This window comes from Pseudoduganella sp. RAF19 (assembly GCF_052114165.1).
In the GTDB taxonomy this organism is placed as follows: domain Bacteria; phylum Pseudomonadota; class Gammaproteobacteria; order Burkholderiales; family Burkholderiaceae_D; genus Rugamonas.
Map to the genome: position 1 here is coordinate 257,656 of NZ_JBFREF010000006.1, position 13,914 is coordinate 271,569.

General features: G+C 62.8%; 13 protein-coding genes. 8 read left to right on the forward strand and 5 right to left on the reverse strand.

The features are described from left to right. Positions 1 to 7: 7 nt before the first annotated feature. Positions 8 to 1,108, forward strand: a complete 1,101-nt coding sequence (locus AB4Z19_RS18045; RefSeq protein WP_442027363.1) for a redoxin domain-containing protein — start codon at positions 8 to 10, stop codon at positions 1,106 to 1,108. On the opposite strand, the gene gcvA is transcribed toward AB4Z19_RS18045, so the two are convergent. Then, positions 1,105 to 2,007 carry a transcriptional regulator GcvA gene (gene gcvA, locus AB4Z19_RS18050; protein WP_442035736.1) on the reverse strand — a complete coding sequence of 301 codons (903 nt, stop codon included), beginning with the start codon at positions 2,005 to 2,007 and terminating at the stop codon, positions 1,105 to 1,107. The genes AB4Z19_RS18045 and gcvA overlap by 4 nt on opposite strands. Before the next feature lie 103 nt (positions 2,008 to 2,110). On the opposite strand from gcvA, the gene AB4Z19_RS18055 reads away from it, so the two are divergent. Beyond that, entirely contained in the window at positions 2,111 to 2,878 is a 768-nt protein-coding gene (locus AB4Z19_RS18055; RefSeq protein ID WP_442025000.1) for an SDR family NAD(P)-dependent oxidoreductase, read from the forward strand. Between the two features lie 14 nt (positions 2,879 to 2,892). Then, positions 2,893 to 3,174 carry a hypothetical protein gene (locus AB4Z19_RS18060; RefSeq protein WP_442024998.1) on the forward strand — a complete coding sequence of 94 codons (282 nt, stop codon included), beginning with the start codon at positions 2,893 to 2,895 and terminating at the stop codon, positions 3,172 to 3,174. Between the two features lie 18 nt (positions 3,175 to 3,192). Here AB4Z19_RS18060 and AB4Z19_RS18065 read toward each other — a convergent pair whose 3' ends face one another. Further along, positions 3,193 to 3,792, reverse strand: coding sequence for a LysE/ArgO family amino acid transporter (locus tag AB4Z19_RS18065; RefSeq protein WP_442035737.1), 600 nt, complete (start codon positions 3,790 to 3,792; stop codon positions 3,193 to 3,195). Between the two features lie 90 nt (positions 3,793 to 3,882). On the opposite strand from AB4Z19_RS18065, the gene AB4Z19_RS18070 reads away from it, so the two are divergent. From AB4Z19_RS18070 to AB4Z19_RS18085, 4 genes are all read left to right on the forward strand, one after another. Then, positions 3,883 to 4,326 carry an Lrp/AsnC family transcriptional regulator gene (locus tag AB4Z19_RS18070; protein ID WP_442024995.1) on the forward strand — a complete coding sequence of 148 codons (444 nt, stop codon included), beginning with the start codon at positions 3,883 to 3,885 and terminating at the stop codon, positions 4,324 to 4,326. 93 nt (positions 4,327 to 4,419) lie between these two features. Continuing rightward, positions 4,420 to 4,887, forward strand: coding sequence for a hypothetical protein (locus AB4Z19_RS18075; protein WP_442024993.1), 468 nt, complete (start codon positions 4,420 to 4,422; stop codon positions 4,885 to 4,887). Continuing rightward, on the forward strand, positions 4,887 to 5,768 hold the full coding sequence (locus tag AB4Z19_RS18080) for a DUF2145 domain-containing protein (protein ID WP_442024991.1): 882 nt from the start codon (positions 4,887 to 4,889) through the stop codon (positions 5,766 to 5,768). Before AB4Z19_RS18075 ends, AB4Z19_RS18080 begins: the two co-directional genes overlap by 1 nt. An 84-nt stretch (positions 5,769 to 5,852) precedes the next feature. Continuing rightward, entirely contained in the window at positions 5,853 to 6,812 is a 960-nt protein-coding gene (locus AB4Z19_RS18085; RefSeq protein ID WP_442024989.1) for an alpha/beta hydrolase, read from the forward strand. On the opposite strand, the gene AB4Z19_RS18090 is transcribed toward AB4Z19_RS18085, so the two are convergent. Continuing rightward, positions 6,805 to 7,554 (reverse strand): substrate-binding periplasmic protein, encoded by a 750-nt coding sequence (locus tag AB4Z19_RS18090; RefSeq protein WP_442024987.1) that lies wholly within the window; start codon positions 7,552 to 7,554, stop codon positions 6,805 to 6,807. The genes AB4Z19_RS18085 and AB4Z19_RS18090 overlap by 8 nt on opposite strands. A 182-nt stretch (positions 7,555 to 7,736) precedes the next feature. On the opposite strand from AB4Z19_RS18090, the gene AB4Z19_RS18095 reads away from it, so the two are divergent. Next, a complete protein-coding gene (locus AB4Z19_RS18095; protein WP_442024985.1) occupies positions 7,737 to 9,245 on the forward strand; it encodes a tetratricopeptide repeat protein in 1,509 nt (502 codons plus the stop codon). 59 nt (positions 9,246 to 9,304) lie between these two features. Here AB4Z19_RS18095 and AB4Z19_RS18100 read toward each other — a convergent pair whose 3' ends face one another. Continuing rightward, on the reverse strand, positions 9,305 to 12,607 hold the full coding sequence (locus AB4Z19_RS18100; protein WP_442035738.1) for an ATP-binding protein: 3,303 nt from the start codon (positions 12,605 to 12,607) through the stop codon (positions 9,305 to 9,307). Between the two features lie 20 nt (positions 12,608 to 12,627). After that, complete coding sequence (locus AB4Z19_RS18105) at positions 12,628 to 13,659, reverse strand: hypothetical protein (protein ID WP_442035739.1); 1,032 nt, start codon at positions 13,657 to 13,659, stop codon at positions 12,628 to 12,630. Positions 13,660 to 13,914 lie beyond the last annotated feature (255 nt).

Consider the following 13,914-nt stretch of genomic DNA (forward strand, 5'->3'; position numbering starts at 1 on the left):
GCCAGCAATGCAGGAACAAATCAACTATCGCCGCCGGCGCCTGCTGGGCGCGGCAGTCGTGACGATCGCAGCCGCAGAGCTCACAATTGGCAGTGCCGCGAGGGCGCAATCCAGCCAGGCCAAAGCTGCGGCATCCCGCCTGCCAGTTGAAGGCAAGCTGCCATCGCTCGACCGTGCGACCGCATGGATCAATTCACCGCCGCTCACGCCGGACGGTTTGCGCGGCAAAGTCGTTCTGGTCGATTTCTGCACCTACACCTGCATCAATTGGCGCCGCACCCTTCCGCATATCCGTGCATGGGCGGCGAAATACAAGGATAAGGGCCTCGTGGTAATCGGCGTGCATACCCCGGAGTTTGAATTCGAAAAGAATCTGGACAATGTGCGCAAGGCGATCAAGGATTTGCAGGTTGATTATCCGATCGCGGTAGACAGCGATTACGGCGTGTGGCGTGCGTTCAACAACGAATACTGGCCGGCGCTCTATTTCGTTGATGCCCAGGGGCGCATCAGAAGCCATAACTTCGGCGAAGGGGAATACGAGCAATCCGAGCGCGTGATTCAGCAATTACTGGCCGAAGCAGGCAGCGCAGGCATCGATAATTCGCTGGTGACGGCCGACGCGCGTGGCGCGGAAGCTCCGGCCGATTGGGAGAACCTGAAGTCCCCGGAAAGCTACGTCGGATATGGCCAGGCGACGAATTTTTCGTCTCCCGGTGGCGCGGCAGCGGACAAGCGCCGCAGCTACACCCTCCCATCACGGCTCGACCTCAATCACTGGGCACTGTCAGGCGCCTGGACGATTGGCAAGCCGTCTGTCGTTCTGAACGAATCCAGCGGGAGCATCGCGTATCGCTTCCACGCGCGGGATCTGCATCTCGTGATGGGGCCTGCCATGCGCGGGACCAGCGTGCGATTCCGTGTGCTCATCGATGGCCAGCCACCTGGATCGGCTCACGGCGTCGATGTTGATGAAAAGGGCGAAGGTATGGTGACCGAACAGAGGATGTATCAACTGGTGCGGCAAATAAACCCGATCGCCGACCGTCAGTTCGAAATCACCTTCCTTGATCCGCGGGTCGAAGTCTTCGTATTCACCTTTGGCTAGCGTGCAGTAGCTTCCTTGAGCAGCCAGTCGCGGAAGGCCACAATCCGCGGCAATCCTGCGCAGTCGGCGCGATAGACGACGTAGTAGGCGAGCGCTGACGAGAAACTGATCTTTGGGAACAGCCGCACCAGGCGCCTCGCCGCGATGTCGTCATGCGCCATCACGCTGCGTGCGAGTGCGATGCCGTGGCCTTCAATTGCTGCCTGCAGCACGGCGGCGGAGTTGTTGATCTTCAGGCCGCGCCTGGCAGATATGCCGCTCACACCGGCCTTGCGGAGCCAGGCCTCCCAGGTTGGAAAGCCTGCGCTGCTGTCCATGGATTGATCATGGATCAGCGTGTGCGCCGCCAGGTCGGCTGGATTCTTGAGCCGTGGCAGTGCGGGCGAGCATACGGGGAAGACTTCCTCGTCCATCATCTTTTCCGCTGCCAGTCCGGGCCAGTTGCCGGTGCCGTAGCGCACACCGATGTCAACGCGCTGGGCGACAAAGTCCACAGGTTTGAGGCTGGTATCCAGGCGCACATCCGTATCCGGGCACGCGGCCTGGAAGCGTTCGATGCGCGGCAGCAGCCACTTCGCTGCGAATGCGGGGCTGACCGTCACCGTCAGCACACCGTTGAGCGAGCCTTCTTTCAACTCCTCCAATCCCAGCGTCAGCCGGTCAAACCCGGCACGGATGTTCGGTAGTGCGCGCTCGGCGGATTCGGTTGGCACCAGCCGCGTCCTGCCGCTGGCGTTGCGAAGGAATAGCGGAGCGCCCAGCCAGTCTTCCAGGGCGCGTACGAGCTGGCCCACCGCGGCGGGCGTCACGTTCAGTTCTGCCGCAGCGGCCGAAAAGCTCTGATGGCGGGCACTGGCTTCAAAGGCGCGCAAGGCGTTCAAGTGGATGGGTAGCTTCATACACTAAAGAATTTCTATCAATTACTGACACTTTATCTCGTTTGTTTGGCCGTAAAAAGTGGCCAATAATGCGGCCTCATGAATAGTTTTTCTTGTGAGGTTAATGATGCAGTTTAAAGGCAAAAAGCTGTTGGTTGTCGGCGGCACGAGCGGAATGGGGCTTGAAACGGCAAAGCTGGTGCTGGCGCAAGGCGGCAGTGCCGTAATCGTGGGGAGCCGTCCGGAGAAAACGGAAGAAGCGCGCAAAGAGCTGGCGGCACTCGGTCCGGTCGCCGCGCTGTCGGCGAACCTGTCCAGCGAAGACGGTCTGTCTACGCTGCTGCGTGCTCTGGACGAGCATGCGGACATCGACCTGCTGGTCAATGCCGCCGGCGTGTTCTTCCCCAAGCCATTCCTGGAGCATCAGGAAGCGGACTACGAGCAATACATGAAGCTGAATAAGGCTTTCTTCTTCATCACGCAAAAAGTGGCGGCCAATCTGGTGGCGCGCAATCACGCCGGCGCCATCGTCAACATCGGGTCGATGTGGGCCAGACAGGCTATCGCGGCCACGCCGTCGTCAGCTTACTCGATGGCCAAAGCGGGCTTGCATTCGCTGACGCAGCACCTGGCGATGGAACTGGCGCCGAAGCATATCCGCGTGAACGCCGTGTCGCCTGCCGTGGTGCAGACGCCGATCTACGAAGGCTTTATTCCAAAGGCGGAAGTGCACAGCGCGCTCCAGGGCTTCAACAGCTTCCATCCGATAGGGCGCGTAGGTACGCCGCAGGATGTGGCGGAAGCGGTGGTGTTCCTGCTGTCGGAAAAAGCGAGCTGGGTAACCGGCGCAATCTGGGACGTAGACGGCGGCGTGATGGCCGGCCGCAATTGAAAAGGAGAGTAGAAATGGTCTATCTGCAAATCGCACTGAAAATCGCCGACGCCAATCGTGCCGCCGCTGCCGCGGTGTATGAGAAGTTCAAGGCGCCGTTCCTGAATACGATCGCCGGTGCGAAGTCGAAGGAATTGCTGATCCGCGCCGAAGATGTGCAAGTGCTGCATGGCTTCGACAGCATTCAAGCCGCCCACGCTTATCTGGAAAGTGCGCTGTTCACCGCAGACGTAGTGGGCCAACTCAAACCATTGCTGGACGCGGCGCCGGACGTGCGGATTTATCAGGTCGCCTGAGATGTTGACGATGCGCGCTCAGGCCGCGAGCTGATAGGCGGCGAAAGCTGCTAGCAGCAAGGCCGAGCCGCGGCGCAGGATGCGCAGGTGGGACATCGTCAGTTTCACACGAAGGCGTCCCACCAGCGCGACCAGCACGAGCCACCAGATCGTCGAGCCGAGGAAGACGCCGGCGATCATCCAGCCCGGCGATGCGGTCGACAAGCCGTGCGCCAGCGACGAGAACACGGCGATGAAGGACAGAATGGTCGATGGGTTGGACAGCGTGAGCAGGAAGGTACCGCCGAAAGCATGCCACGGCTTCACGCCGCCTTTGACTGCGGCCGCTTGTTGCGGATCGGCGCCGCGCCAGGTGCGCCAGGCGAGCCACAACAGGAAGATCGCGCCGCCAACGGCCAGTTGCGGCCGGGCGCCGGTCAACAATGTTATCAACGCGGTCACGCCGAACGCACCGATCGCACCGTACAACGCATCCGCCACCGCGGCGCCGAGGCCGGTCGCCAGGCCAATGCGCGAGCCGTGGTCCAGGGTGCGCTGAATGCAGAGCAGGCCGATGGGGCCGACCGGGACGGCGATTGAAAGGCCGATCAACACCGATTTGAGAAATATGCTGTCCATCGCGAAAAGTATATCGACAGCAGATCTGGCGAAGAATGCGTTAATTCAGGCAAAATGGCTTATTCACCTTAGAATTTAAGGAGGCAGGCCATGAATACAGTGGACGATAAATCCTGGCGCATCCTGACCGCGCTGCAGGACGACGCACGCGCTTCGCTGAAAACGCTGGCCGAAATCGCGGGCCTGTCCGTCCCTGCCACGGCGGAGCGTATCAAGAAAATGGAGGAGTCCGGCATCATCCGCGGCTATTACGCGGACATCGATCCCGAAGCCCTCGGTTACATCATCAAGGCCGTGGTGGCGATCACCACCCAGCATCCCTACAAGCACAAGTTCATCGACATCCTGCGCGCCATGCCGCAAGTGCTGGAATGCCTGCACGTGACGGGCGCGGATTCCTGCCTGTTCACCGTGGTGGCAAAGAATATGTCGGACCTGGAGCAGATTCTGGCGGGCCTTAACAAGTATGGCGAAACGCGGACATCGATCGTGATGTCCTCGCAGATTCCGCGCCGCGGCGTGCAGCGCTTTTAATGCATAGGCTGCCGCGCCTAAAGAAATTCTTTGCCACGAAAGCTTGTGCGACAATCACGCCAGCTTTGTTTTTACGTACTTGAAATTTTGACTATGGTTTCCTCTGTCTTGAAAAATCTGCATCGCGTGGCATGCGCGTCTCTGTTTGCAGCAGTCGTGGCTTTGCCGGCGCATTCGGAAAGCCTGGCTTCTTCCGCATCCAGCGCGGGTTCCGCTTCTTCCGGCAGCATTTCCGATTCGCTCGGCTCTTCCAGCAACAGCTCCAAAAAGGACAAGAAGGTCGCTGCTGGCCAATACCGTGTGATCGACATCGCAGCAGCGCCAGGCAAGGCCGACACCTTGCGCGTGACCCTGCATGCGGCCGACGCTGGCCGTGATGAGGAATTCTTCCTCGATGTGCCGAACAAGGCGCTGGCTGCGCAGCCACTGGTTGCGGGCAATCTGGTCGATGTGCGCGAGCGCACTTACGGCTATGAGTTCGCCTACGCAGAAAACCAGCGCTCCTTCTTCCTGGCGCTGAAGGACGACTGGTATCGCGAGCTGCGTTCCAACGCGATCTGATGTTTCTGCGTTGCGCCGTCGCCGCATTTGCCGCCTGCTGGGGCACGGCGGCGATGGCTGGTGGCCTGGTCTTCTGCGACCGCGCTGTCGAGATCACGGCGGGCGATCAGGACCGCATGCTGCGCTTTTCCGCTGTCGTGAAGCAGGAACTGGAGCGCACCGGCGCGCAAGCCGCGCTGGTGTCGAGGGCGGGCACGGACCTGAGCCGCTTCGGCATCCGCTATTCCCATGCGGGCATCGCGTTGCGGGATAGTCCCAATGCGCCGTGGTCGGTGCGCCAGCTTTACTACGCCTGTGACGAGTCGCGCCCGCGCCTGTTCGATCAGGGCATGCCGGGCTTTGTGCTCGGCGCCGATGCAGCGAAGCTGGGTTATGTCTCGCTGGTGACGCTGCCAGCGCCGCAGGACGCCGCGTTGGAATCGGCAGCCCTGGATAAGCCCCTTGCTCTCACGCTGCTCGCCAGCGACTACAGCGCCAACGCCTACGCCTGGAGCACGCGCTACCAGAATTGCAATCAATGGGTGATGGAAATGCTCGCAGGCGCCTGGGGCCGCCGCCGTGGCCGCGATGATGCGCAGCAGTGGCTGCGCGAGCAGGACTACGAACCGGAAGCCGTGCAGATTCCCGGCCATGCCTTGATGTTTGCAGGCCAGTTCATTCCGCTCGTGCACTTGAGCGACCATCCGCGTGACGATATCTATGCGCTGAAGCTTCGCGTCAGCATGCCTACGTCCATTGAGGCTTTTGCGCGCCACGAAGCGCCGCAGGCCCAGCGCGTGGAGATGTGCTACAACTCGCAGCACATGGTGGTGCACCACGGCTGGCAGCCGCTGGGCGCCGATTGCGAACCAATGCCCGGCGACGAGGTCATCGCCTTCTAGCGCAACGACATTTCGTTGGCCGCCGAATTGTTGCCCGCTGCGGCGGGCTAGCATGCGCGCTTTCCGATTGATTCTGGAGCGTACATGAGCAAACTGATTTCCGCTGTCGTGCTGGCCGCTGCCAGCGCCGTTTCACGGGCCGAAGTGCTGTCGACGGACAGCCACCTGGCCGGCCTGCAAATCCGCCTGCGCCACACCCCGCCGCCGGCCAGCGCAAGCGGGCACGCTTTGCCGGTACTGTTCATCCATGGCGCATCCTTTCCCTCAGCGCTGGCTTTCGACTTCCGCATGGATGGCCAGTCGTGGATGGACAAGCTGGCCGCGCGCGGTTTCGATGTCTACGCGCTGGACTTTCCCGGCTACGGTCTGTCCGACCGCTATCCCGGCGCTGCGCAAGCGCAGGGACGCGCGCGCGATGTGGTGATCGATGTGGATCGCGCGGTCGATCTCGTGCTGGCAAAAACCGGCAAGCCGCAGCTCGCGCTGATCGCTCACTCGTGGGGCGGCTCGGTTGGCGCGCTGTATGCGGAGAAGCAGCCGGCAAAGATAGGCAAGCTGGTGCTGTTTGCGGCCGTCACGGAACGCAAGGAATCCACGCCGCGTGAAGCCGCCGAACCGTTTGAAGAACTGACGCCGGAGCAGCGCATCGCCAGCATGGATGGTCTGCGGCCAGCCAATGAAGCACCGTTGCTGCATCCTGATGTTTTCAAGCGCTGGGGTGCGGAATGGCTGGCGTCGGACCGCGCGGGCGTGCACGGTGGCGTGGGCAAAGTGCGCTTCCCGTCCGGCCCGTCGGCGGATGTGGATGATTTGCGCCACGGGCAGGGGTACTACGATCCAAGCCGCATCACGGCGCCGGTGCTATTGGTGCGCGGCGAATGGGACAAATGGCCGAACGATGCCGATTTCAAAGGCTTGATGGCGAAACTGACGCGTGCGCAAAGCAAGGAATACGTCATCATCCCGCGCGGCACGCATGTGATGCATCTGGAGGCGGCGCACGAGAAACTGCAAGCAGCCGTTGAGCGATTCCTGGCTAATTGACGCCGTAGCGTGCGCGGATGGTGCCCAGCGTGCCGTTCCGCTCAAGCTGGGTGATCGCCTGATTGATGCGCGCCAGCTGCTCTCTCGTGGTGCTGACCGCATTCAGCATCATGTGCACGGGTGCGTGATAGGGCGCGAAGGGCAGCGCTTCGATCTGGACGCCAAGCAGGCGGGCCGTGTGGCGCAGCGCCACGGTGTCGCCCATGATCAGGTCCCCGCGCCCGGCCTGCAGCATTTTGATGCCCTGCTCGAATGTGGTGAAGGTGCTGCGTTTGCCGTTTGCATCAAGAGCCGGTAAGGCGCTCTCATAATCGTCGCCGTAAAAACCGATACGTGGCGTGAGCAGCGATGCGCCGAGGCGCGTCAAGGCCGGGAAGCTGGCCGCTTCGCGAAATCGCGCCAGTTTTTGTGGCAGGACGAACAGACCGACTGTCTCGCTGCGGTAGGGGAGCGTGAATCGGGCGAAGCCGCGGCGCTCGGGAGTGTCGGATGCAGCCAACAGCAGGTCGATCCGGCCTTGCTGGAACAGGACCTGGCGGCGCGCCGGCGGGACTTCCTCCTCCTCTTTCAGTTTGCAGCCAGCCTGGCGCAGAATGGCGGAAATCAGTTCGTAGTCGAGGCCAGCGAGATGCCCGCTGCTGCGATAGATGTAGGGCGGCCATTCTTCCGGCGACAGGCGCAGGGTGCAGGCCTGCACGGGCATGACAAATACGCACAGCAAGGCTGCGATCAGGGACTTCATTGGACTTCGCTTCGGGAGATGCTCACACTGATAAGTGTTTCAGAAGCGATTGCCGATGTAAAGAATTTGGTGCCGGTATATTTCCCGACCGCCGGCGCCGGTAGTGGTGCGTGGCACCAGGAAGCCCGCATTCTGCCGAGAGAATATGACAGGCGTTTGACTGCTGTGCTGTAATACGTTTTATGGATGATTCTCTCAATTTGTTGCAGCAAGCGGTCACTTTGCACCAGCAGGGCGAACTGGCGCGCGCCCAGGTTTTGTACGAGCAGGTGCTGGCCGCCGATCCCCGGAATTTCGACGCATTGCATCTGAGCGGCGTGCTGGCACGCCAGCAGGGCGATGCACAGCGGGCGCTGGATCTGATCGGCCAGGCGATCGCGATCGATGCGGGCAAGGCCATCGCGCATTGCAATCTTGGCGTGGCCTTGCAGGATTTGCAGCGCTATGCAGATGCGCTGGACAGCTTCGATCGCGCGCTGGACTTGCAGCCGCGCTATGCGATGGCGCTGTCCAACCGCGGCAATGCGCTGCGCAATCTGGGGCGCGTGGAGGAGGCACTGGATAGCTATACCGGCGCACTGGCGGTGCAGCCGGATTATGCCGAGGCCTTGTGCAATTGCGGCGCGGCGTTGCAGGAGCTGGGCCGCCACGACGAGGCGCTGGATAGCTTTGGCGCGGCGCTCTCCGTCAAGCGCGCTTATCCTGAGGCCCTGCATGGCGCGGCGAATTCGCTGCTGGCGCTGGGCGAGGCGGAACAGGCACTGGAGGGTTTCGAGCGGGCGCTCAAGCTGCGTCCCGATTATCCGGAAGCGTGGTGCGCCCGCGGTAGCCTGCTGTTGCGGGCACAGGAGCTGGACGAGTCGCTGGCCAGCTTCCAGCATGCGCTGGATCTGCGCCCCGCCTATGCACGCGCCCAGCTTGGACTGGCCAACGCATTGCGTGCCTTGCAGCGCGAAGCGGAAGCCGTGGCGGCATACGAAAAGGCGTTGGCGCTGGGCGCCGATCCGGAGGTGGTTGGCTATATGCTGGCAGCCTTGGGTGCACAGCAGGCGCCTTCTGCATCGCCAGCGGCGTATGTACAGGGCCTGTTCGATCAGTACGCGGGCCGTTTCGACCAGCATCTGGTGGAAGTGCTGCAATACCGTACGCCGGCACTGCTGGCGGATGCGCTGCGGCGCAGCGCTTTGCAGCAGGCGGGGGGACGGCCGGTGCGCGATGTGGTGGATCTGGGCTGCGGCACTGGACTGTGCGGCGCGCTGCTGCGTCCATTGGCGCGCACGCTGGTTGGCGTCGACCTGTCGCCGCGCATGCTGGAGCGCGCGCGTGAGCTGGGGATTTATGATGCGCTGTATCGCGCGGAGATGACGGAGTTCCTGCGCGCGCGGCCAGGCAGCGCGGACCTGATTGTGGCGGCCGATGTATTCGTCTATGCAGGCGATTTGTCGCCGGTGCTGTCGGCGGCGCGCGCGTCGCTGCGGGCCGGCGGACAGCTGGCGTTTTCGGTGGAAGAGTGGAACGCCGGGCAGTTTGCCTTGCGCGCATCGGGACGCTACGCGCATTCAGCCGGATACCTGCGCGCGGCCGCTGCGGAGCATGGATTCATCATCAGCGCGCTGGAGCCCTGTGTGCTGCGCAAGGAGGATGGCGCCGACATCGCCGGCCTGCTGGCCGTGATGACGGCGGATCGATGATCCGCCCTACATCATGTCGCGGACCGGTATCCGGAGTCGTTGGCCGGGCGTAGGGCGGATCATCGATCCGCCATGCGGTTGAGCAGCGGTGCTGCTTCCGTGAAGCCGTACAGCGTGCCTTGCGCGCGCAGGGCCATCAGGCGGGCGCGGATGACGTCGTCGGGACTGGTCTGCCACGCCGCCGCATCGCGGATCAATTGGACATGGTGCTCGACCCAGGCGCAGGATTCTGCCGCGCCGCAGGCGGCCAGCTGCTCCGCATAGAACTCGGCCGACACCAGATCCCCATCCTGCAGCGCCACTTCAGCCGCATTCAGATAGAAGCGGTAGGCATTGTGCGCCAGGCAGTCGCGGGTGAAGTAGGACGCACCCTTGAGCAGCGCGCGCTTGCGTGTGGACGCATCCTGCGAGAACAGGGCCAGAGTGCCCATCACCCACGGTCCGATGAAGTTCTGCAGCTTGTGCTTCTCGACGTCTTCGGCGACAGAGCGAATCTGGCGCTCGGCCATTTCACGCTCGCCGCGCTGCCAGGCGATGCGCGCCTGGCTCTCGCGCAGGAAGGTCTCGAAGCGTGCGCTGCCCAGCGATCGTGCCAGTTCCAGTCCTGTTTCCACCTGCTCCGATGCCGCGTCGGACTGGCCACTGGCGACCAGCGCCCATCCTGCGGTCATGCGGGCGAAAGTCTCGGCACGGCGATTGCCCACCTTGCGCGCGATATCCGCCGATGCCAGCGCATCAGCCACCGCATGCTCGGATTCTCCCAGGTAGATGCGCGTGGAGCCCAGCGCCGAGCGGTTGGCCGCTTCGATGTGCAGATAGCTGTGCTCCTCGCACATGGACAGGCATTCGCTGAACAGCTCATTGGCTTTGCGCATGCGGCCCTGCGCGTAATACGAATCGCCTACGCCGCTCAGCGCGCGTGCCCGCGTTTCGGCCATATCGCTGGCCTGCGCGTAGCGCGCTGCGTCCTCGTGGTAGCGGCGGCACTCGCTGTAGTCGCCGCGCGGAAAGTAGATATTCCCTTTCAGGTAGAGCAGCTTGCCGAGTGCCGCTTCCGCACCGACGGACATGGCCAGCGGCACCGTCTCGTCCAGCAGGCGCTCTTCCTCTTCCAGTTCTTCCAGGATGTTCAGCGTTGTCGCCAGGCCGACCACCGCATCGATTTTTTCTTCTGGTCGTCCTGCCAACATTACCGCATGTTGGTAATACTGGCGTGCATTCGGCATCTGTCCCATACCGGCGCTGGCGTGTGCGCGCAGCAGCGCAAGCGGGAAACTGGAGAAGGTGGTGGAATCGGCCTTGTTGCATTCGCGGGTCAGATCCATCGCCGCTTCGTATTCGTGCGATGCCAGTTTGCCGCGGATCGCGGTCAGCATCATGTCCAGCGCGCCCGGATCGCTGGCGCGGTACAGGTGCTGCGCACATTGCACCGCATCCTGCTCGCGGTACAGCTCCGCTGCGATGGCGTGCATGCGCTGCTGCTGTTCGCCTTCGATGGAATCGTAAATACAGTGCATGACCAGATCATGCACGAAGGCATAGCGGCCCGCACCGGCAGGGCGCAGCAGGCTGTTACGGCCGGATGCAGGTGGCGTGTATTCGGTGTCGCCCAGCGCAACCCGCAGCTGCGCCAGATCGAAGCGGTTGCCCAGCACGGACGCCATGCGCAGCGCGCGGCTGTGCTCAGCAGGCAACGTGTCCAGGCGGGCCTGGATCAGATGTTTCAGGCTGTCCGGCAGCAGGTCGCCGGGGTTCGCCAGCAGCTGCGTGAGAAATAGCGGATTGCCCTGTGCACGCTCGACGCACTGGCGGCGGAATTCGGCATCGACTTCGTTGTACTGGTCGGCCAGGGCCAGCGCTTCGCGCGGGCTCATGGGACCGAGGTCAAACACCGTCAGCGCCATATCGTAAAGCTGCGGGCGCAATGCGGATTCCAGCGGATCGTCGTCGACGCGCGAGGTCAGCACCCACAACACGGGCGCCTCGCGCGTTGCCGACAGCAGGGACGCCAGCGCATCGAAGAAGTGCGGCTCACCCCAGTGCACATCTTCCACCGTGATCTGCAGCGGCTCATTGACGGCCAGGCGCAGCACCAGCACTTCCAGTGCGCGCGCCAGTCCGCGCTCGCGCACCTCGTGGCTCATGGCGTCGTACAGCGCGGTCTGCGGCTGCGTCAACGGCACGCCGCACAGGGCGCGGTAGAACATGGCGGTTTCATTTGGAAGGCGCAGGCCGGCAATGGTGTCGGCGATGGTTTGCGCCACATCCACCGTGGACGCGTCGATGCGGAACAGGCTGCGCGCCAATTGTTCCAGCGGCGCGCGCCAGTTGTCGGCGCCAGCATCGGCCACTTCGCAGCTGTGGCAAAGCATGCCGTCCTGGCGGGCGATTTCAGCGAATTCCTGCGCCAGCCGGCTCTTGCCAACGCCGGCCATCGCACGCAGATAAACCAGGCTGCCGCTCTGCGCTTCCAGCATCGCTTCCACCACGGCCTTGAACTGGCGCGTTTCGGAATAACGGCCGATCAGGGCCGGCAGCGAAGCAGCGTCGCCGGTGGCAGGGCGGCTGAAAGCCACGTAGCCGGGGAAGCGGCGCGGCCCCGCGTCGAACACAAAGCGGCCTTCCAGCTGCGGCAGCAGGCTGGCGGAAACGAACAGCGGCACACGGATCGGACGCACCGCATCGGGCAGGCGCAGATCGGGCAGAGCGCCGTCGCTGCGCCCGGGACGTCCATGTTCCCAGCGCGCCAGGCGCACGGCCATGGCACGGCCACCGTGAGCCAGCAAAGTGCGATTGAGTTCGAGCGCGCAGCGCACCGCGCGTTCAGCATCCGAGCGGTAGGCGCGCGGCAGGCCGAACACCGCCCACAGCTGCGTGCCGGTGACGGATTCCACACGGCCGCCGAATTGCAGTACGTGCGTGCCGATTTCCTGCTGCAGTCTGGTATCCGGCGCTTCGGAGAGTTCGATATGCAGCATGACGACGTAGCGCACCGCTTCATCGGCGAGCGGCGGCGTGGGCTGCAGGGTAGCGTAGGCGGCGGCAAAGTCCGCAATGGCTTGCGGCACGTCGGCCGGCAGTGCATCGGCGCCGGCACCGGCGGCCACCAGCGATTCCAGCGTCACTTCATAGACTTGCGCCAGATGGCGCGCGGTGCGGTACAGCACCACCTTGCCGGTTTCGGCGCGCTTGATGGAAGCGATGGAAACGCACAGCTGCTGGTGAAAACACAATTCCGCCAGGGCTTCCTGGCTAAGGCCGCGCGCCTTGCGCAGCTTTTTTAGCAAACTGGCATCGAGCAGGACGCGGCCGTCTGAAGGTGCGAAATCGTTGGCGTTGGGTGAAAATTGGTCCGGGCTCATAGCCCGCCCAATATAGCACGTCAATTCGCGCGGACCTCCAGCACTGGCTGCAAAGAACGCCGATGCGCCTTCCCACTGTTGGGTTTTGGCTCCTGCGGTGCGAAAGTGGCAACCAGGCTGTGGGCATTCGTGCCAAGGAAGGCGCCTTTGACGGGGCCGATTACGCGCACACCCGATTCGAAGCGCAGTTGACCCAGCAGCACGTACGGCACGGCGATGGTGGAGTAGGTCACGGCGATGGCCGCACGCACTGCCGTTTGCGCTTCCACGCAGACCGGCGTATTGAAGCCCCAGTTGCGGGTGCTGGTCTGGGCGCCGTTCGGCTCATAGCGTTTGGCCTCGTCGCACAGGCGGAATTCGTCGCCGTCCATGATGGGGACGGGGGCGCGGAAGTGGCTGTCGGCGCAGTAGCGCGCGCTCATGGCGTTGGTCCATGCCGTGGTTTCGGTGACGGCAATGGCGCCCAGCACGCGGTGGGTTTCCTGCGCTTCGCGGGTGTTGTTGATGGTTTCGCTATACAGGCTGGCAGGGCTGGTGCGCAGCACGCAGGCCTGTTCCAGTTCGTATTCGATGTGCAGCACTTCGACGATGCTTTCCACCCGGTCGGTAGCGCCGCTGGCCCAGATCAGGCCACAGCTGTCCTGCGGGCTGCTGCCTTTGCGGATGGAGAAATTGCCATCGTCCTGCAGGGTGCCGTAAAAACGGTTGCCCTTGGCCGTCATCTGGCTGCCCCAATGCCAGCCAGCGTTGTGTTCCAGGTCCGTGCCCTGATAGATGCAGAAATTGCCATCGCCTTGCACCAGGGCGAAGAAGGGACCCTCGGCCGGCTTCCTGGTGCTCTCCCACAGCAGGGCATCGGGATCGGTATCGTCGATGCCGCGATAGATGGCGAAACAGCCATCCTCGCGCAGGGTGGCGAAGAACAGGCCGTTGTCGGAGACGATGAGATCACCCACTTGCAGCACCTCGTTCATCGGCAGCACGCTGCTGAAGCGGCGTGCATGGGGCAGGGCCGGGGTGGGGATGTTGGCGACGATGGGCATGGTGGTCATGGCGGTATTCCGTTGCGTTGCGACTTATTGCCAGTATCCCGTGCCGCCCTGAAGGGCAACAGTCCAGTATCGTCTCAGTTCGGTATCAGATGGTATCGGCTTAATTAATTTGTAAATGAAAGAAACCGTGCGTTTTAATTTTTAATAAACTAATTTAAAATGCCGGCTCATGGAGCTGATCTATAAAACCGAGCGCACTTTGTTTGGCCTGATGCTGGGGTTGGCCCTATTATTCTGGGGCGCCTTGATTGTCAT